General features: G+C 58.7%; 15 protein-coding genes, 3 tRNA genes and 4 pseudogenes. 10 read left to right on the forward strand and 12 right to left on the reverse strand.

Annotated features, from left to right (window positions below; all coding sequences use genetic code 11):
• Positions 1-7 precede the first annotated feature (7 nt).
• The 3 genes from amiB to nnr are packed head-to-tail and all read right to left on the reverse strand — an operon-like array spanning position 8 to position 3,319.
• Positions 8-1,345 (reverse strand): N-acetylmuramoyl-L-alanine amidase AmiB, encoded by a 1,338-nt coding sequence (gene amiB / locus ABOC21_RS22690; protein ID WP_426813358.1) that lies wholly within the window; start codon positions 1,343-1,345, stop codon positions 8-10.
• A gap of 11 nt (positions 1,346-1,356) precedes the next feature.
• On the reverse strand, positions 1,357-1,815 hold the full coding sequence (gene tsaE, locus ABOC21_RS22695; RefSeq protein WP_041143708.1) for a tRNA (adenosine(37)-N6)-threonylcarbamoyltransferase complex ATPase subunit type 1 TsaE: 459 nt from the start codon (positions 1,813-1,815) through the stop codon (positions 1,357-1,359).
• Complete coding sequence (nnr, locus tag ABOC21_RS22700) at positions 1,808-3,319, reverse strand: bifunctional ADP-dependent NAD(P)H-hydrate dehydratase/NAD(P)H-hydrate epimerase (protein WP_426813359.1); 1,512 nt, start codon at positions 3,317-3,319, stop codon at positions 1,808-1,810. The genes tsaE and nnr overlap by 8 nt, the downstream gene beginning before the upstream one ends.
• Before the next feature lie 13 nt (positions 3,320-3,332).
• Here nnr and queG point away from each other — a divergent pair, with 13 nt between their 5' ends.
• Positions 3,333-4,472, forward strand: coding sequence for a tRNA epoxyqueuosine(34) reductase QueG (queG, locus tag ABOC21_RS22705; protein WP_426813360.1), 1,140 nt, complete (start codon positions 3,333-3,335; stop codon positions 4,470-4,472).
• 271 nt (positions 4,473-4,743) lie between these two features.
• Here the strand turns inward: queG and ABOC21_RS22710 are convergent.
• The 3 genes from ABOC21_RS22710 to ABOC21_RS22720 form a co-directional block, all read right to left on the reverse strand.
• Positions 4,744-4,819 (reverse strand) — tRNA-Gly (locus tag ABOC21_RS22710).
• 23 nt (positions 4,820-4,842) lie between these two features.
• Positions 4,843-4,918 (reverse strand) — tRNA-Gly (locus ABOC21_RS22715).
• 85 nt (positions 4,919-5,003) lie between these two features.
• A tRNA-Gly gene (locus ABOC21_RS22720) sits at positions 5,004-5,079 on the reverse strand.
• A 287-nt stretch (positions 5,080-5,366) separates the two neighbouring features.
• Here ABOC21_RS22720 and ABOC21_RS22725 point away from each other — a divergent pair.
• Positions 5,367-6,099: pseudogene (locus ABOC21_RS22725) on the forward strand (transporter substrate-binding domain-containing protein).
• Between the two features lie 28 nt (positions 6,100-6,127).
• On the opposite strand, the gene orn reads toward ABOC21_RS22725, so the two are convergent.
• The gene (gene orn / locus ABOC21_RS22730; protein ID WP_426813361.1) at positions 6,128-6,673 is read right to left on the reverse strand and encodes an oligoribonuclease; all 546 of its coding nucleotides are present in this window, start codon (positions 6,671-6,673) and stop codon (positions 6,128-6,130) included.
• Between the two features lie 94 nt (positions 6,674-6,767).
• On the opposite strand from orn, the gene rsgA reads away from it, so the two are divergent.
• The 3 genes and pseudogenes from rsgA (at position 6,768) to mscM (ending at position 12,298) form a co-directional block, all read left to right on the forward strand.
• Complete coding sequence (gene rsgA, locus ABOC21_RS22735) at positions 6,768-7,829, forward strand: small ribosomal subunit biogenesis GTPase RsgA (RefSeq protein WP_426813362.1); 1,062 nt, start codon at positions 6,768-6,770, stop codon at positions 7,827-7,829.
• Between the two features lie 191 nt (positions 7,830-8,020).
• A pseudogene (gene asd / locus ABOC21_RS22740) lies at positions 8,021-8,948 on the forward strand (archaetidylserine decarboxylase).
• A gap of 22 nt (positions 8,949-8,970) precedes the next feature.
• Positions 8,971-12,298 (forward strand): annotated as a pseudogene (gene mscM, locus ABOC21_RS22745) (miniconductance mechanosensitive channel MscM).
• A gap of 79 nt (positions 12,299-12,377) precedes the next feature.
• Here mscM and epmA read toward each other — a convergent pair.
• Positions 12,378-13,355, reverse strand: coding sequence for an elongation factor P--(R)-beta-lysine ligase (gene epmA / locus ABOC21_RS22750; protein ID WP_426813363.1), 978 nt, complete (start codon positions 13,353-13,355; stop codon positions 12,378-12,380).
• Positions 13,356-13,628: 273 nt separating this feature from the next.
• On the opposite strand from epmA, the gene frdA reads away from it, so the two are divergent.
• The 5 genes from frdA (at position 13,629) to ABOC21_RS22775 (ending at position 17,564) form a co-directional block, all read left to right on the forward strand.
• Positions 13,629-15,419, forward strand: coding sequence for a fumarate reductase (quinol) flavoprotein subunit (gene frdA, locus ABOC21_RS22755; RefSeq protein ID WP_426813364.1), 1,791 nt, complete (start codon positions 13,629-13,631; stop codon positions 15,417-15,419).
• Positions 15,412-16,146: a fumarate reductase iron-sulfur protein gene (gene frdB, locus ABOC21_RS22760; RefSeq protein ID WP_426813365.1), complete on the forward strand. Its 735-nt coding sequence runs from the start codon at positions 15,412-15,414 to the stop codon at positions 16,144-16,146. The genes frdA and frdB overlap by 8 nt, the downstream gene beginning before the upstream one ends.
• A gap of 10 nt (positions 16,147-16,156) precedes the next feature.
• A complete protein-coding gene (gene frdC / locus ABOC21_RS22765; RefSeq protein WP_426813366.1) occupies positions 16,157-16,552 on the forward strand; it encodes a fumarate reductase subunit FrdC in 396 nt (131 codons plus the stop codon).
• A 10-nt stretch (positions 16,553-16,562) separates the two neighbouring features.
• Positions 16,563-16,922 (forward strand): fumarate reductase subunit FrdD, encoded by a 360-nt coding sequence (gene frdD, locus ABOC21_RS22770; RefSeq protein ID WP_426813367.1) that lies wholly within the window; start codon positions 16,563-16,565, stop codon positions 16,920-16,922.
• 111 nt (positions 16,923-17,033) lie between these two features.
• Positions 17,034-17,564, forward strand: a complete 531-nt coding sequence (locus ABOC21_RS22775) for a lipocalin family protein (protein WP_426813368.1) — start codon at positions 17,034-17,036, stop codon at positions 17,562-17,564.
• On the opposite strand, the gene sugE is transcribed toward ABOC21_RS22775, so the two are convergent.
• The 4 genes and pseudogenes from sugE to efp form a co-directional block, all read right to left on the reverse strand.
• Entirely contained in the window at positions 17,561-17,878 is a 318-nt protein-coding gene (gene sugE / locus ABOC21_RS22780; protein ID WP_426813369.1) for a quaternary ammonium compound efflux SMR transporter SugE, read from the reverse strand. The two genes, ABOC21_RS22775 and sugE, sit on opposite strands and share 4 nt — an antisense overlap.
• A gap of 140 nt (positions 17,879-18,018) precedes the next feature.
• Complete coding sequence (ecnB, locus tag ABOC21_RS22785; protein WP_004097935.1) at positions 18,019-18,165, reverse strand: lipoprotein toxin entericidin B; 147 nt, start codon at positions 18,163-18,165, stop codon at positions 18,019-18,021.
• A gap of 153 nt (positions 18,166-18,318) precedes the next feature.
• Positions 18,319-18,450, reverse strand: coding sequence for an entericidin A/B family lipoprotein (locus tag ABOC21_RS22790; RefSeq protein WP_426813370.1), 132 nt, complete (start codon positions 18,448-18,450; stop codon positions 18,319-18,321).
• Positions 18,451-18,530: 80 nt separating this feature from the next.
• Positions 18,531-19,098, reverse strand: a pseudogene (efp, locus tag ABOC21_RS22795) (elongation factor P).
• Between the last annotated feature and the right edge of the window lie 28 nt (positions 19,099-19,126).

Consider the following 19,126-nt stretch of genomic DNA (forward strand, 5'->3'; position numbering starts at 1 on the left):
TGACTCCTTAATTTATCAACGTCCTGCCAGGCGACGCGGCGCTGGCCGTTTGCGCGGGTTCTCCGCGCGGGGCTGATTGCAGCGGGTGCTGCATAAAGTAATTACGCAGACCGTTATAAATCGCTTCGGCAATCTGCTGCTGATAGCTGTCGCTCCCCAGCAGCCGCTCTTCGCCGGTATTGCTGATAAAGCCGGTTTCGACAAGGATCGACGGAATATCCGGCGAACGCAGCACGCCGAGGCTGGCGTGTTCCGGACGGCGCTTATGGAGATCGCCGACCCGCTGCAACTGGCTCAATACGTCAGTCGCTACATCATACCCGACGCGCTGGGAATGGCCGAACTGTAAATCCAGCACCGCCTGGCTCAGATAGGGATCCGACTGGCTGTTTGCCAGCACGTCGCCCGCGCCGCCGAGCAGCTCGGACTGCTTCTCATGCTGCTCAAGCCAGCCCGCCATTTCGCTATTGGCGCGACGGTTGGACAGCACCCATACCGAAGCGCCGGTGGCGTCACGGTTCGGCGCCGCATCGGCGTGAATCGACACCAGGAAGTTGGCATTCTGCTTACGGGCGACGTCGGAACGGCCCATCACCGAAATAAAGTAATCGCCGTCGCGGGTCATCACCGGCCTGAACATCGGGTCGGCGTTCAGCAGCGTACGCAGCTTGCGGGCAATGGCGATGGTTACGTTCTTCTCTTTGGTGCCGTTCTGGCCGATCGCCCCGGGATCCTGACCGCCGTGGCCGGCGTCGATCGCAATAATAACCTTATCGTCCGTTGCCGCGGCACGAGCGGCCGGACGCGTCGCGGGATGGCTCTCGGTCATAACCATTTGCCGTTCGCTAGCGGATGACTTAAACGGATTGCGCGCGGGCGCCACCGGCACCGGACGCGGCGCGATCGTCGGCGTTTCCACCCGCTTCACGACCGCCGGAGGCGGTGGAGGCGGCGGCGGAACATCGGCGTTAATCGTGAACACCACGGTATAGTTAGAGCCGTTTTGCTGCTTCACCGCGCGGGTTTTGCCATCTTCAGTCAGGTCCACCAGCAGGCGCAGAGACTGCGTATCCTGCGCGGCGCCCGAGCGAATGCTTTTCACCAGGTTGCTGCCGCTAAACAGCAGCGGTAATCCCTGCAGGGTGCCGGTCTGCTTGATATCCAGCGCCACCGTGCGTTTGCCTTGCGGGCTGAAGGAGTATTCGGGATCGCCGATAAAGCTAATGGTAATACGGGCCTGCCGTTCTCCGTTAGAGACCTGGATATCGGATAAGCTTGCCGCAAGGGTCTGCATGCTAAACAGCATCAGCGCCGCGGCCAGCCAGGGGGTTATGCGATATTTCATCCCGCGATCCTTCAGGCTAAACGCGCCAGTAAAGACTCACCCAATGAGGAGACTGCCGTTACGCGCGCCTCACGCCCTTGTGCCTGATACTCAAGATGAATTTCAACATCCGGCTCGGGCAGCACGCCCGCGCCCTGCTGCGGCCATTCAACCAGGCAGATAGCATCGTCAGTAAAATAGTCGCGGATCCCCATAAACTCGAGCTCTTCGGGGTCCGCCAGGCGGTAGAGATCGAAGTGATACACCATCAGGTTTTCGAGGGTGTACGGCTCCACCAGCGTGTAGGTCGGGCTTTTGACATTCCCGCGGTGGCCGAGTGCGTGTAAAAAGCCGCGGCTGAAGGTCGTTTTACCCGCGCCTAAATCGCCATACAGATAGATGACCGTGGCGCCCGTACAGAGCCGCGCAATGCGGTTGCCAAGGTCTAAGGTTGCCTGCTCGTCGGGTAAAGGAATCACTCGGTTAATCATGGTCTACGTCAATCACATCCGGGTTAACAACACGCCTGAGCGTGGAAAAGAGATCGGTCGCCAGCATCCCACGGGCGCCATCTCTGGCAGCCAGTCGGTCTGCGGCTTCGCCGTGCGCCACGCAACCGGCGCAGGCAGCATCATACGGCGTCAGCTTTTGCCCTAACAGAGCGGCAATAATACCGGTGAGCACATCGCCCATTCCGCCGCTGGCCATACCGGCATTGCCGGCATCGATAATACCCATCTCGCCTGCTTCACTGGCCACCACCGTCCCCGCGCCTTTTAGCACGACCACGCCACCATAACGTTTTACCAGACGTTGAGCAGAATGTAAGCGATCGCTTTCAATTTCTGCCACGCTGCAGTTAAGCAGGCGGGCAGCTTCGCCGGGGTGTGGCGTCAGCACGCGATTGTGACGTGTATCGGCATTGATTGCCAGCAGGTTCAACGCATCCGCATCCCACACCATCGGTTTCGCAAAGCTCTCCAGCTGGCGTAGCGCCCGCGTCGCCCATTCGCTTTGGCCGAGGCCCGGACCGATCGCCACCACATCAGCCCACTGCAGGCTTTCATCGAGGCTCTGCGCGGTGAGCTCATCCACCATTAGCTCAGGTCTGGCGGTAATAATCGGCGCAATGTTTTCCGGATGGGTCAACACCCGGACCAGCCCCGCTCCCGCCCGCAGCGCCGCTTCTCCGGTCATCCTGATGGCGCCGGCGGTGCCGCGGGCGCCGCCAACGATCGCCAGCCTGCCGTGATCGCCTTTATGGGAGGTTGCGCGGCGCGGCGGCAGCCAGCCCGCCAGCTGCGAGGCATCAAAGCGCGTCAGCGGGAACGGTTGCCCGGCAAGCCAGCTATCGAGGCCCAGGGAGCAATAGCGCAGCTGACCCACCACGTCGCGGGCTTTACCGGTTAGCAGCCCCGGCTTAAGGGCGATAAACGTTAGCGTGTGGGCCGCATGGATCACCGCCCCCGGCGCGGTTCCGGTCTGCGCGTTGAGTCCGGAGGGGATATCCAGCGCCACTACCGGCGCCGGATGCGCGTTTGCGCGCGCGATCAGCACGGCGGCAGGCCCGCGCGGAGCGCTGCGCAGGCCGGTGCCCAGCACGCCGTCAATAATCAGCGAGATCTCTTCCGGCCAGGCAATATCCGCCGCGTGGATCGTCCCGCCGGCGTTGAGCCACTCTTCGCGAGCGGCATGCGCCTCCTCCGGCAGCGGCTTCTCGCTCTCCAGCGCCAGCAGCGTCACCTCAATCCCTTCAGCCTGCGCCAGGCGCGCAACGACGTAGCCGTCGCCTCCGTTGTTGCCGTGGCCGCAAAGAATTAGCCAGCGCCGGCTGGCGGGGTACTGGCTTCGCGCCAGCTGAAAAGCCGCTTCGCCGGCCCGGCGCATCAGCTCAAACAGGGTCAGCCCGAGGCTATCGGCGGCCTCTTTTTCCGCACGCCGTAGCGCCTCTGCAGGCCAGATGAAGTGTGGTATACTGACAGGGTTTCTCGTCATTGTATGGTCCATCATGTTACAGCCCCTCGATCTCAATAAGTTAGCGCAACAAATCAAGCAATGGGGCACTGAACTAGGGTTTCAGCAGGTGGGTATCACCGATACCGATCTCAGCGTCAGCGAACCCAAACTGCAGGCATGGCTGGACAAACAGTACCACGGAGAGATGGAATGGATGGCGCGCCACGGCATGATGCGCGCGCGCCCTCATGAGCTTCTTCCCGGTACGCTACGCGTCATCAGCGTACGGATGAACTACCTGCCTGCAAATGCCGCGTTTGCCCGCACCCTGAAAGATCCCGGTCTTGGCTACGTCAGCCGTTATGCCCTTGGGCGTGATTATCATAAGCTGCTACGTAACCGCCTGAAAAAACTCGGTGAGATGATTCAGGAACAGTGTGCTTCGCTCAATTTTAGACCGTTTGTCGATTCCGCGCCTATTCTGGAGCGTCCTTTGGCGGAAAAAGCGGGTCTTGGCTGGACAGGTAAGCACTCACTTATTATTAACCGCGATGCCGGCTCGTTCTTTTTCCTCGGCGAGCTGCTGGTTGATATTCCCCTGCCCGTCGATCGGCCGGTCGCCGAAGAGTGCGGGCGCTGCGTGGCCTGCATGACGATCTGTCCGACCGGCGCAATCGTCGAGCCCTATACCGTCGACGCCCGCCGCTGCATCTCCTATTTGACCATTGAGCTGGAAGGCGCGATCCCCGTCGAGTTTCGCCCGCTGATCGGCAACCGCATTTACGGCTGCGACGACTGCCAGCTGATTTGCCCGTGGAACCGCTTCTCTCAGCTTACGGATGAAGAGGATTTCAGCCCGCGAAAAGCGCTGCATGCGCCGCCGCTGGTGGAGCTGTTTGCCTGGAGTGAGAGCCATTTTCTGAAGGTAACCGAAGGTTCGGCAATTCGCCGTATCGGCCATCTGCGCTGGTTACGCAATATTGCCGTTGCGCTGGGAAATGCGCCGTGGGATGAAGCGAATCTCAAGGCGCTGGAAAGCCGCAGAGGTGAGCACTCACTACTCGATGAACACATTGAGTGGGCGGTGGCGCAGCAAATTGACAAGCGCAATACCAACGTCGTTGAGGTGCAGCTGCCTAAAAAACAGCGGCTGGTCAGGGTGGTTGAAAAAGGCCTTCCGCGAGACGCCTGATTCATTCACAGGCTGTGAATAAAAACAAAAACACATTGCGTTTCAACATGCAGACGAACGTCAAGTGATCGTATTAACACTTTGAAATGAAATTTTATTATTAAATTTCAATAAGATGAACTGATATTATTCAAAAGTCGAAGTTTTTCAGCAACAAGTTGCTGACATCTAACCTGTGGATAACTCTGTTTACAGTATTTTCCCGTATGCAACGGAAGGCATCCCCGGCGCGCTATTGCACTGTGGATAAATTGAGCATGAGGAAGAAATTTGGAGCGGGAAACGAGACTCGAACTCGCGACCCCGACCTTGGCAAGGTCGTGCTCTACCAACTGAGCTATTCCCGCTTGGGTGTGGTAACTATCAAATTTGGAGCGGGAAACGAGACTCGAACTCGCGACCCCGACCTTGGCAAGGTCGTGCTCTACCAACTGAGCTATTCCCGCTTAATCTTCGTCTTTCAACCTGCGCTACTTGGGTAGTTTTATCGCAAGCCGAAATCCTGTGATTAGGATAGTGCCTTTCAAATTTTGGAGCGGGAAACGAGACTCGAACTCGCGACCCCGACCTTGGCAAGGTCGTGCTCTACCAACTGAGCTATTCCCGCGTACTTCTTGCCATATTTCTATGGCGTCGTGATTTGCATTTCTGCTTCGTCACGGGAGGCGCATTATACGAGAATTCGATTTAGCTGCAACCCCCCTGCGCGCACTTTTTTTCTATTTTTGTCTGAATGGACATTTTATCGCCATATAGCGCGCTGAATTGTATAAATAAGCAGCGCGTAAGGCAAAATAACTTTTTCCAGCCTTGCTAAAGGCGCAAAATCGCCCCGGTCCGCGGGTGCGATCGCCCCATTGACGGTCAACAACAACGACAAACAGGGAAATGAAAATGAAACAAGCGCTCTCCGTCCTGCTGCCGATCGTGATGGCGATGGGAACGGCATCGGCAACGACGCTGCATTTTGGCACCACGACGGCCAATCCGCCCTTTGAAACCGTCAACGCCAGGAACCAGCCTGCCGGTTTTGATATCGATCTCGCCAGGGCGCTCTGTAAACAGATGCAGGCTGAGTGCACGTTCACCCCTCAGGGCTTTGCGACCCTGATCCCGGCGCTGCGCTTTAAGAAATTCGACGCCATCATCGCCGGCATCGAAGTTATCCCGATGCGCGAAAAGCAGGTCGCCTTTACTCAGCCCTATCGCCAGCAGGCTCTCCGGCGTGGTGGTCACCGCGAAGAATAGCGCCCACGGTTTTGCCGACCTGAAGGGACAAAAGATCGGCGTCGCTAAGGGCAGCATTCACCAGCGCTATCTGCACGATAAGCAAAAAGAGGTGGACGTCGTCTCGTACGATAGCGACGCGGCCGCGTTCAGCGCGCTGCAGGAGGGAGGCATTAACGGGGTGATGAGCGATCGCGCCAGCGCCGAGACATGGCTGCAGGAGAATCCGGATTACGCCATCATCGACGAGCAGGCAACCGATGCCAAATACTATGGCAAGCAGCTGGCGATCGCGGTGCGTCAGGATGATCCTGAGCTGCTCAATGCGCTGAATGCCGCGCTGGAGGTCGTCAAGGCCTCCCCTGAATTCGGGCAAATGGAGCAGAAGTGGTTTAAATAGCCGGGACCGCGTGACCCCGGCAGCATGATTACAGCTTGATAAAGTGCTCGCGGTAGTAGGCCAGCTCCGCCACCGATTCGCGAATGTCGTCCATCGCCTGATGGGTGCCCTGCTTTTTAAAGCCGTTGAGAATTTCCGGCTTCCAGCGGCGCGCCAGCTCTTTCAGGGTGCTGACGTCAAGGTAGCGGTAGTGGAAGTACTCTTCCAGCTCGGGCATATACTTGAAGAGGAAGCGGCGGTCCTGGCCAATGCTGTTGCCGCAAATCGGCGATTTACCCGCGGGCACCCACTGCCTGAGGAAGTCGATAGTCGCCAGCTCCGCCTCGCGATCGCCCACGGTGCTGGCCTTGACGCGCTCCACCAGACCGCTGCCGGTATGCGTGCGCACGTTCCACTCGTCCATCAGCGCCAGCTGCGCGTCAGACTGGTGTACCGCAATGGTCGGCCCTTCCGCCAGAATGTTGAGGTTTGCATCGGTCACCAGGGTGGCGATTTCGATGATGCGATCGCGCTCCGGATCCAGCCCCGTCATTTCAAGATCGATCCAAATCAGGTTGTTTTCATCTGCACTCATGCTATTTTCCACCCTTCTTGCGTGACTATATTCATCTAAAATAGCGTGTATCATAGAGGTTTTGCCCCTACAGGGCGACCAGGAGCCAGTTCGATTGAGTAAAAATAAACTCTCCAAAGGCCAACAGCGCCGCGTCAAGGCCAACCACCAGCGCCGCCTGAAAACGACTTCGGAGAAGGCCGACTACGATGACAATCTGTTTGGCGAGACTTCCGAAGGCATCGTCATCAGCCGTTTCGGCATGCATGCCGACGTCGAATCCGTTGACGGTGGCGTCCACCGCTGCAACATTCGCCGGACGATCCGTTCGCTGGTAACCGGCGATCGCGTAGTCTGGCGCCCGGGCAAAGACGCCGCCGACGGCGTGAGAGTAAAAGGTATCGTTGAGGCCGTGCACGAACGGACCTCGGTCCTAACGCGTCCGGATTTCTATGATGGCGTTAAGCCCATCGCCGCCAACATCGATCAGATCGTCATCGTTTCCGCGATTTTACCCGAGCTGTCGTTAAACATTATTGACCGCTACCTGGTGGCGAGCGAGGCGCTGGACGTCGAGCCGCTGATTGTGCTCAACAAAATCGATCTGCTGGACGAAGACGCCTTAGCGTTCGTCAACGAACAGATGGATATCTACCGCAAAATCGGCTATCCCGTGCTGATGGTATCAAGCCGCACCCAGGACGGCCTGAAGCCGCTTGAAGAGGCCCTCACCGGCCGCATCAGCATCTTTGCCGGGCAATCAGGGGTGGGTAAATCCAGCCTGCTGAACGCGCTGCTGGGCCTCGGCGACGACCTAATCCTGACCAACGACGTCTCTGACAACTCGGGCCTCGGCCAGCACACCACCACCGCCGCGCGCCTCTACCATTTCCCGCACGGCGGCGACGTGATCGACTCCCCCGGCGTGCGCGAATTTGGCCTCTGGCACCTTGATGCGGAACAAATCACCAACGGCTTTGTCGAATTTCACGATTATTTAGGCCGTTGCAAATATCGCGACTGCAAGCATGATACCGATCCGGGCTGCGCGATTCGCGAAGCGGTTGAAAATGGCAGCATCAACGCGCACCGTTTTGAAAACTACCACCGCATCCTGGAAAGCATGAACGAAGTACAGGTAAAAACGCGTAAAAGCTTTTCATCATCCGATGACTGACATTTAAGCTGAACATCGCTATACGCTTCATCCTTCAGGCTGGCTGCGCCGCTCTCCCCGTCCGCATAATGCGCTATGCCGCCGGGGCCCTGATGTCGCCCGGATGAGTTTACGTATAGAATCGACCCCTTTTTTAGATCCCCGACGTGCTGCGGGGGTCAGGAACGACAAATAATGGCCTGGAGGCTACCTTGTTAAACGATCTTAAACTTTCGCTGCAATACATTCTGCCTAAACTGTGGCTTACCCGCCTCGCAGGCTGGGGTGCGAGCAAACGAGCGGGTTGGCTGACTAAACTGGTCATCGATCTGTTCGTAAAGTGCTACAAGGTCGATATGAAAGAGGCGCAGAAGCCCGATACCGCCAGCTACCGCACCTTTAACGATTTCTTTGTGCGACCGCTGCGCGATGAAGCGCGCCCGCTGAACACCGACCCGAACGTGCTGGTCATGCCCGCCGACGGCGCCATTAGCCAGGCTGGGCGCGATTGAAGACGATAAAATCCTGCAGGCCAAAGGCCACAATTACACCCTGGAAGCGCTGCTGGCCGGCAACTATCAGATGGCCGAGCTGTTCCGCCACGGTAACTTCGCGACCACCTATCTGTCGCCGCGCGACTACCACCGCGTGCACATGCCGTGTAACGGTATTCTGCGCGAAATGATCTACGTCCCGGGCGATCTGTTCTCGGTAAACCACCTCACCGCGCAGAACGTCCCGAATCTGTTCGCCCGCAACGAGCGCGTCATCTGCCTTTTCGATACTGAATTCGGCCCGATGGCGCAAATTCTGGTCGGCGCGACCATCGTTGGCAGTATTGAAACCGTGTGGTCCGGTACCGTGACCCCGCCGCGTGAAGGTGTGATTAAGCGCTGGACCTGGCCTGCGGGCGACAGCGAAGGCTCCATTGCCCTGCTGAAAGGCCAGGAGATGGGCCGCTTCAAGCTTGGTTCGACGGTAATCAACCTGTTTGCCCCGGGCAAGGTCAAGCTGCTCGAACAGCTGCAGAACCTTTCCGTGACTAAGCTTGGTCAACCGCTGGCAACCGCCGTTGAGGCCATGCCCACGACCGAAGCCAACGCCAGCACTCTGAGCGGCGATACGCAAGACGAAGGTTAATAGCTGATAAAAGGGTTATGCCGTGCGCCTGATATATATTTTTCTGCTGGCCTGGAGCCTCAGTCTGGGGGCGTACGCAGCGACAGCTCCCGACGCGAAACAGATAGCTCAGGAGCTGGAACAGGCGAAGGCGGCAAAACCCGCTCAGCCTGGAACCGTAGAAGCGCTGCAGACCGCGCTGAACGCGCTCGAGGAGCGTAGCGCTTCCCTCGAACGCACGCATCAGTACCAGCAGGTTATCGACAACTTCCCTAAGCTGTTCCAGACTCTGCGTTCGCAGATCAACAATCTGGCCGATGAACCGCGCCAGGTATCCACGACGCTCTCCTCCGATGCCCTGAACCAGGAGATCCTGCAGGTCAGCAGCCAGCTGCTCGAAGCCAGCCGTCAGGCCCAGCAGGAGCAGGAGCGCGCCCGCGATATCGCCGACTCGCTCAACCAGCTTCCGCAGCAGCAAACCGACGCCCGCCGTCAGTTGAACGACGTTGAGCGTCGCGTCGGCTCGCAGACCAGCAATACGCCGTTGGCACAGGCGCAAAATCTGAGCCTGCAGGCGGAATCCGCACGTCTGAAGGCGCTGGTCAACGAGCTGGACCTCGCTCAGCTCTCCGCCAACAATCGCCAGGAGTTGTCGCGCATGCGCGCCGATCTGGCGCAAAAGCAGAGCAAGTTGCTCGACGGCTACCTGCAGGCCTTGCGTAATCAGCTCAACAGCCAGCGCCAGCGCGAAGCCGAAAAGGCGCTGGAAAGCACCGAGCTGCTGGCGGAGAACAGCGAAAACCTGCCGCCGGAGCTGGTGGCCCAGTTTAAAGTTAACCGCGAGCTGTCGCAGGCGCTGAACCAGCAGGCTCAGCGCATGGACCTGGTTGCTTCACAGCAGCGTCAGGCCTCCAGCCAGACGCTCCAGGTGCGCCAGGCGCTCAATACGCTGCGCGAGCAGTCGCAGTGGCTGGGCGCCTCCAGCCTGCTGGGCGAAGCGCTACGCGCCCAGGTCGCCCGTCTGCCGGAGACGCCAAAACCCCAGCAGCTGGATACCGAAATGGCCCAGCTGCGGGTGCAGCGGCTGCGCTTTGAGGACCTGCTCGGCAGCCAGACGCAGCTCCGCCAGCTGCGCCAGGCCGATGGTCAGGCGCTGACCAGCGAGCAGAATCGCATTCTTGAAGCGCAGCTGCGCACGCAAAGCGAACTGCTCAACTCGCTGCTGCAGGGCGGCGATACGCTGATTCTGGAGCTGACCAAGCTCAAAGTGGCCAACGGCCAGCTTGAAGACGCCCTGAAAGAGATGAACGAAGCGACCCACCGCTATCTGTTCTGGACCTCGGACGTCAGCCCAATCGGTTTTTCATGGCCGCTGGAAATTGCCCACGATCTGCGCCGCCTGGTCTCTCTCGATACCGTCAGCCAGGCTGGGCAAAGCCAGCGCGATGATGCTAACCAGCAAGGAGACGCTGCTGCCGCTGTTTGGCGCGCTGATCCTGGTAGGCTTCAGCATCAGCTCGCGTCGCCACTTCACCCGCTTCCTTGAGCGTTCCAGCGCCCGCGTGGGCAAAGTGACCCAGGACCATTTCTGGCTGACGCTACGCACCGTGTTCTGGTCGATTCTGGTGGCCTCGCCGCTGCCGGTATTGTGGATGACCCTCGGCTATGGTCTGCAATCCGCCTGGCCCTTCCCGCTGGCGGTAGCCATCGGCGAAAGCGTCACCGCCACGGTACCGCTGCTGTGGGTGGTGATGGTTTGCGCGACCTTTGCGCGTCCGAACGGCCTGTTTATCGCCCACTTCGGCTGGCCGCGTAGCCGGGTCACCAAGGCCATGCGCTACTACCTGATGAGCATCGGGCTGATCGTCCCGCTGATCATTGCGCTGATCATGTTCGATAACCTCAACGACCGTGAGTTCTCGGCCTCCCTCGGCCGCCTGTGCTTCCTGCTGATTTGCGGGGCGTTGGCGCTGGTCACGCTGAGCCTCAAGCACGCCGGTATTCCGCTGTATCTCGATAAATCGGGGAGCGGCGATAATATGGTTAACCGCATGCTGTGGAACCTGCTGCTGGGCGCGCCGCTCATTGCCATGCTGGCGGCGGCCATCGGCTACCTGGCGACCGCTCAGGCGCTGCTGGCCAGGCTGGAAACGTCGGTGGCGATCTGGTTCCTGCTGCTCGTGGTCTATCACATCATCCGCCGCTGGATGCTGATTCAGCGCCGCCGGCTGGCCTTCGATCGCGCCAGACATCGGCGGGCGGAAATTCTGGCCCAACGCGCGCGGGGCGAAGATGAGGTCGCGCACTCCAGCAGCCCGGAAGGATCGGCGGAGATCGAAGTCAGTGAAATCGATCTCGATGCGATCAGCACCCGGTCGCTGCGGCTGGTGCGCTCGCTGCTGATGCTGGTCGCCCTGGTCTCGGTGATCGTGCTGTGGTCAGAAATCCATTCGGCGTTCGGCTTCCTCGAAAATATCTCGCTGTGGGACGCGACCTCGACGGTACAGGGCGTTGAAAGCATCGAGCCGATTACGCTTGGAGCGGTACTGATCGCGATTCTGGTGCTGATTATCACCACCCAGCTGGTACGCAACCTCCCTGCGCTGCTGGAGCTGGCAATCCTGCAGCACCTGGATCTCACGCCGGGCACCGGCTACGCGATCACCACCATTACCAAATACCTGCTGATGCTGATTGGCGGCCTGGTGGGCTTCTCGATGATTGGCATTGAGTGGGCGAAGCTGCAGTGGCTGGTAGCGGCGCTCGGCGTCGGCCTCGGTTTTGGCTTACAGGAGATCTTCGCCAACTTTATCTCAGGCCTGATTATTCTGTTTGAAAAGCCGATACGTATCGGCGATACGGTGACCATCCGCGATCTGACCGGCAGCATTACCCGTATCAACACCCGCGCCACGACCATCAGCGACTGGGACCGGAAAGAGATTATCGTGCCGAATAAGGCGTTCATCACCGAGCAGTTTATCAACTGGTCGCTGTCTGACTCCGTCACCCGCGTGGTGCTGACGGTGCCGGCCCCGGCGGATGCGAATACCGAAGAGGTCACGCAGATCCTGATTAACGCCGCCCACCGCTGTTCGCTGGTTATCGATACGCCGGCGCCGGAGGCCTTCCTCGTCGATCTGCAGCAGGGGATTCAGATTTTCGAGCTGCGTATTTACGCCGCCGAGATGGGCCACCGTATGCCGCTGCGTCACGAGATCCATAAGCTGATTCTGGCGGGCTATCGTGAACACGGTATTGATATGCCGTTCCCGCCGTTCCAGATGCGTCTGGAGAGCATCGACGGCAGGAAGAGCAGCAGAGCGATGAGCTCTGCAGGAAAATCCAGCCGCACGGCGGGCAGCCTGTAAGTTCAACCTGGCCGGCGGCTCGTGCGCCGGGTCAGGTTAGCTCTCCGCCCCGGGATGGCCGAAGCGCGATTCGCTCGGGTCAGGCGCGATCGACGGTAAAGGCGATCACTTCGCCGATGCTTTCGGCGCCCAGCGCCAGCATCACCACGCGATCGACCCCCAGCGCCACGCCGGAGCAGTCCGGGAGGCCCGCTTTCAGGGCTTCCAGCAGGTTGCCGTCAATCGGCTGCTGCGGCAGGCCGCGGGCCGCACGCTTGCGGTTATCCTGCTCGAAACGCTGCTGCTGTTCGCGGGCGTCGGTCAGCTCATGGAAGCCGTTGGCCAGCTCAATTCCCTTGTAATAGACCTCAAAACGCTCCGCGACGCGGTGATCTTCGGTGCTGATCTGCGCCAGCGACGCCTGGCTGGCCGGGAAGTGATAGATAAAGGTCGGACGCTCTTTACCGATATGCGGCTCGACGCCCATGGTAAACAGCAGTTGCAGCAGCGTGTCCTTATCTTCTTCCGTATCGGCGATGTTGCTCAGATCGAGCTTAGCCGCCGCTTCGCGCAGCTGGGTCTTGTCGGCCGATAGCGGGTCGAGTTCGAGATGACGCAGGAACGCCTGCTGATAGGAGAGGCTTTCCGCCGGCTGGCACTCCAGCACCTGCTGCAGCAAATCATCGACCTCATTAATCAGACGATACATGTCATAGCACGGACGATACCACTCCAGCATGGTGAATTCCGGGTTGTGGTGACGCCCCATCTCTTCATTGCGGAAGCTGCGGCACAGCTGGAAGACCGGACCGCAGCCCGCGGCCAGCAGGCGCTTCATATGGTATTCCGGGCTGGTCATCAGATAGAGATCCATCCCCTGCGAATAGCCGGGGCCGACGAAACGGGTCTGGAACGGAAAGAGGTGAATATCCGTTACCGTTGCCTGACTCATGCAGGGCGTCTCCACCTCCAGCACGCCACGGTCGGTAAAGAAACGACGAATTTCCGCCATCACAGCCGCGCGTTTTAACAGGTTTGGAATAGACGCGCTCGGCTGCCAGGTTGCCGTCTCGCTCATGGTACTTTCTCCGATTTCAGACAAGGGCACGAAGTCTACTCGTAACCGGCGGGTGAGACAAATTTTGTGCTCGCGGCGGCGTAAAGAATAACGAAAATTTATTCACCGCCAGGAAGCATAAATTGTGTTGATAAATCACCGCATATATCGATAAAAAATCGAACACGTCAATTTTCCCTACCGACCCTAAGGCTATACTCCTTTACCTATAAAGGAGCAGTGACACATTTTCGCCAGCCCGGCGGCGAAATAAACAAAAACTGGAGGAATGTCGTGCAAACTTTTCAAGCCGATCTTGCCGTAATTGGCGCTGGCGGAGCAGGTCTTCGCGCTGCAATCGCCGCAGCGCAGGCTAATCCAAATGCCAAAATCGCACTGATTTCAAAAGTCTACCCCATGCGCAGCCACACCGTTGCGGCTGAAGGCGGCTCCGCCGCCGTAACCCAGGATCATGACAGCTTTGAGTACCATTTTCACGACACCGTCGCCGGCGGCGACTGGCTTTGTGAGCAGGACGTCGTCGACTATTTTGTCCATCATTGCCCGACGGAAATGACCCAGCTTGAACAGTGGGGATGCCCGTGGAGCCGCCGTCCGGACGGCAGCGTCAACGTCCGTCGCTTCGGCGGAATGAAAATCGAACGCACGTGGTTCGCCGCGGACAAAACCGGCTTCCATATGCTGCACACCCTGTTCCAGACCTCCCTTCAGTTCCCGCAAATCCAACGTTTCGACGAACATTTCGTCCTCGACATTCTGGTCGATGACGGCCAGGTCCGTGGCCTGGTGGCGATGAATATGATGGAAGGCTCGTTGGTGCAAATCCGCGCTAACGCGGTGGTGATGGCCACCGGCGGCGCGGGGCGCGTCTATCGCTACAACACCAACGGCGGCATCGTCACCGGCGACGGGATGGGCATCGCGCTCAGCCACGGCGTTCCGCTGCGCGATATGGAGTTCGTGCAGTATCACCCGACCGGCCTGCCCGGCTCCGGTATTCTGATGACGGAAGGCTGCCGCGGCGAAGGCGGCATTCTGGTCAACAAGAACGGCTACCGCTACCTGCAGGATTACGGCATGGGCCCGGAAACGCCGCTCGGCGAGCCGAAAAACAAATATATGGAGCTTGGCCCGCGCGACAAGGTCTCCCAGGCCTTCTGGCACGAATGGCGTAAAGGCAACACCATCCCGACGCCGCGCGGCGACGTGGTTTATCTCGATCTGCGCCACTTAGGCGAGAAAAAGCTGCTGGAGCGTCTGCCCTTTATCTGCGAACTGGCGAAGGCCTACGTCGGGGTTGACCCGGTTAAAGAGCCGATTCCCGTACGCCCAACCGCGCACTACACCATGGGCGGCATCGAAACCGACCAGAACTGTGAAACCCGCATCAAGGGGCTGTTCGCCGTAGGCGAATGCTCGTCGGTCGGCCTTCACGGCGCCAACCGTCTTGGCTCCAACTCGCTGGCCGAGCTGGTGGTCTTTGGCCGCCTCGCCGGCGAGCAGGCCATCAGGCGGGCGGCGGAAGCGACAGAAGCCAACGCCGGCGCGCTGGATGCGCAGACCGCCGACGTCGAAAAACGGCTGAAAGATCTTATCAATCAGGATGGCGACGAGAACTGGGCGAAGATTCGCGACGAGATGGGCATGTCAATGGAAGAAGGCTGCGGGATCTACCGTACGCCGGAGCTGATGCAGAAAACCGTCGATAAGCTGGCCGAGCTGCAGGAGCGCTTCAGGCGCGTACGCATTACCGACAGCTCCAGCGTGTTCAATACCGACCTGCTGTACACCATCGAGCTGGGTCACGGGCTGAACGTGGCGGAATGTATGGCCCACTCGGCCCTTGCGCGTAAAGAGTCCCGCGGCGCACATCAGCGCCTGGATGAGGGCTGCACCGAGCGTGACGACGTCAATTTCCTCAAGCATACGCTCGCATTCCGCGATGCCGATGGCGCCACGCGCCTCGAGTATGGCGATGTGAAGATCACCACTCTGCCGCCGGCAAAACGCGTATATGGCGCAGAAGCGGAAGCAGCCGAGAAGAAGGAGACGAGCAATGGCTGAGATGAAGAACCTGAAAATCGAGGTGGTGCGCTACAACCCGGAAGTGGACACCGCACCGCACAGCGCGTTCTATGAGGTTCCTTATGACGAGCAAACCTCGCTGCTCGATGCGCTGGGCTATATCAAAGACAACCTCGCGGCGGATCTCAGCTACCGCTGGTCCTGCCGGATGGCGATCTGCGGCTCCTGCGGGATGATGGTCAACAAGGTGCCGAAGCTGGCATGTAAAACCTTCCTGCGTGAATACACCAAAGGCATTAAGGTCGAAGCGCTGGCTAACTTCCCGATCGAGCGCGATCTGGTGGTCGATATGACCCACTTCATCGAGAGCCTGGAAGCGATTAAGCCCTATATTATCGGCAATTCGCGTACCCCGGATCAGGGGCCAAACAAACAGACTCCGGCGCAGATGGCGAAGTACCATCAGTTCTCCGGCTGCATCAACTGCGGCCTGTGCTACGCCGCCTGTCCACAGTTTGGCCTTAACCCCGAGTTTATCGGCCCGGCGGCCATCACCCTCGCCCATCGTTACAACGAGGACAGCCGCGACCACGGGAAAAAGGAACGTATGGCGCAGCTTAACGGTCAGAACGGCGTCTGGACCTGTACCTTCGTGGGCTACTGCTCGGAAGTCTGTCCGAAACACGTCGACCCGGCGGCCGCCATTCAGCAGGGCAAGGTAGAAAGCTCGAAAGACTTTCTTATCGCCACCCTGAAACCACGCTAAGGAGTGCATTATGACCACGAAACGCAAGCCCTACGTGCGGCCGATGACCTCCACCTGGTGGAAGAAGCTGCCGTTTTATCGCTTCTACATGCTGCGTGAAGGAACGGCTGTACCGGCCGTCTGGTTCAGCATCATCCTGATTTACGGACTGTTTGCTCTGAAACACGGGGCGGAAAGCTGGGCGGAATACGTTGGTTTCCTGCAAAATCCGCTGGTGGTGATCCTGAACCTGATCGCCCTGGGCGCCGCGCTGCTGCATAGCAAAACCTGGTTTGAACTGGCGCCGAAAGCCGCCAATATCATTGTCAAAGGCGAGAAAATGGGGCCAGAGCCGGTTATTAAAGGGCTGTGGGCGGTGACTGCGATAGCAACGGCGGCGATCCTGCTTATCGCCCTGTTCTGGTAAGGAGGCTGGAATGATCAATCCCAACCCAAAACGTTCCGATGAACCGGTATTCTGGGGGCTGTTTGGCGCCGGCGGCATGTGGAGCGCCATTATTGCTCCGGTGATGATCCTGCTGGTCGGTATTTTGCTGCCGCTGGGCCTGGCGCCCGCTGACGCCTTCAGCTACGAACGCATACTCGGCTTTGCCCAGAGCTTTATTGGCCGGGCATTTCTCTTCCTGATGATCGTCCTGCCGCTGTGGTGCGGGCTCCACCGCATTCATCACACCATGCACGACCTGAAAATTCACGTCCCTAACGGGAAGTGGGTCTTTTACGGCCTGGCCGCCATCCTGAGCGCGGTCACGCTGGTCGGCGTATTGTTTATCTAAGCGTCCCGATGCCCGGTAGCGGAGTGTTACCGGGCTCTCTTTTGCAGAATATTTCCCCGTTTTTTCCCCGCCAGAATCTACACTTAGCAAAAAACCAGTAAGGAAAATAGTATGCGTCTGCTGCCAATGGTTGCCGCTGTTGCCGTCTCGTTTCTGGTTGTTGCCTGTAGCACCCCGACGCCTCCGCAGGGCGTGACGGTGGTCAGTCCGTTTGATACCCAGCGCTATCTCGGCACCTGGTATGAAATCGCCCGCTTCGACCATAGCTTTGAGCGCGGCCTGGAGAAGGTCACCGCCACCTACAGCCTGCGCGACGACGGCGGGCTGAACGTCGTCAACAAAGGCTATAACCCCGATCGCGGCATGTGGCAAAAAACGGATGGCGTGGCCTACTTCACCGGCGAGACCAATCGGGCAGCGCTAAAAGTCTCCTTTTTTGGCCCCTTCTACGGCGGCTACAACGTGATTGCGCTGGATAAGGATTATCGCTACGCGCTGGTGTGCGGACCGGATCGGGATTACCTCTGGCTGCTGGCGCGCGCGCCGAAAATCGAGCCGGAAGTGAAACAGCAGATGCTGGATATCGCCTCCCGGCAGGGCTTCGACGTGAGCAAACTTATCTGGGTCAACCAGCGCTATTAATGGGCGCTGAGCTTGAGGCCGATAATACCGATGACGATGCACGCCAGGCTGGCAATACGCAGCGGGCTGGCGGACTCGCCCAGTAACACAATACCGGCAATCGCCGCGCCGATAGCGCCAATGCCGGTCCACACCGCGTAAGCGGTGCCTACCGGCAGCGTTTTCATCGCCCATGACAGCAGCGCCATGCTGACCACCATCGCCACGATGGTGATGACGCTGGGTAGCAGGCGGCTAAAACCGTGGGTGTACTTCAGACCAACCGCCCAGACCACTTCCAGCAGACCGGCGATAAACAAAATTAACCAGGACATAAGGCTCCCTTGATGGGGCCGTCCCCGGATGCGGTACGCTTACGGGTCGTCCCGCAAGGTGAGTGAAAAAGCGCAGATATTATAAAACAGTAGCGCAGGAGATGAAAAGAACGGTACGGCCGGCGACCGTACCGTCAGGTCTATTGCTGGGCTTTCGTCGCCGCGCCGGAAATGGCACTGCCGCCTTCCGAAATATCCTGACCGACGCCGCGCGTTGTATTACATGCGGTCAGCACAGAGGAGAGAGCCAAAACCGTAAAGAACGCTGCAATCGCTTTTTTCACCATAATGTCATCCTTATTTACCAGTTTTAGTTATCGTGCCCTATAAGCATAGACAAACTGACCAGATATGAAGGGATCTCAGCGTTTTTTAAGAACAAAAGCGATGCGGTACGCCAGGAAGCGCAAATTCAGAAGAAGAGGAGAGAAAGTCGGTGCTTAGCTGGCGGCGTGAGAGATGGCGTGTCCCAGGCTGCGGATATCTTCCCCAACGCCGTGGACCGTATGACAGCCGGCCAGCAGAGCGCCGCTAAGCAGCAGCAGTGCCATAAGCTTTAAGCTGTTGTTCATCGTCCTTGCCTGCTTATCGGTAGCTTGCGCGTCATAGAGGGCGCAGCATCGCTGCTGCGCCAATCATCTGATGACGTGAATTACTTCACGCGGGATACGTATTCGCCAGAGCGGGTATCCACTTTAATCACTTCGCCAATCTGCACAAACAGCGGAACTTTAACCACTGCGCCAGTGGTCAGGGTCGCCGGTTTACCGCCGGTGCCCGCGGTGTCGCCTTTCAGACCCGGATCGGTTTCAACGATTTCCAGCTCAACGAAGTTCGGCGGGGTTACGGAGATAGGCTGACCGTTCCACAGGGTCACGATGCACTCAGCCTGATCCAGCAGCCATTTCGCGTTATCGCCAACGGCTTTCGCATCGGCAGCCAGTCTGCTCGAAGGTGGAGTTGTTCATGAAGTGGTAGAACTCACCGTCGTTGTACAGGTAAGTCAGGTTCATATCGACAACGTCTGCGCCTTCAGCGGAGTCGGTAGACTTGAAGGTTTTTTCTACGCGGGTGCCGGTCAGCAGGCGACGCAGCTTAACGCGGGCGAAAGCCTGACCTTTTCCTGGTTTTACGAATTCACTCGCTTCAACGGCATAAGGTTCACCGTCCATCATGATTTTAAGACCGGCACGAAAATCGTTGCTATAGTAAGTCGCCATAAGGCCCTCTGAAATTGTTAATTGGTAG

Source organism: Klebsiella sp. WOUb02, from assembly GCF_050058015.1.
In the GTDB taxonomy this organism is placed as follows: Bacteria; Pseudomonadota; Gammaproteobacteria; order Enterobacterales; family Enterobacteriaceae; genus Klebsiella.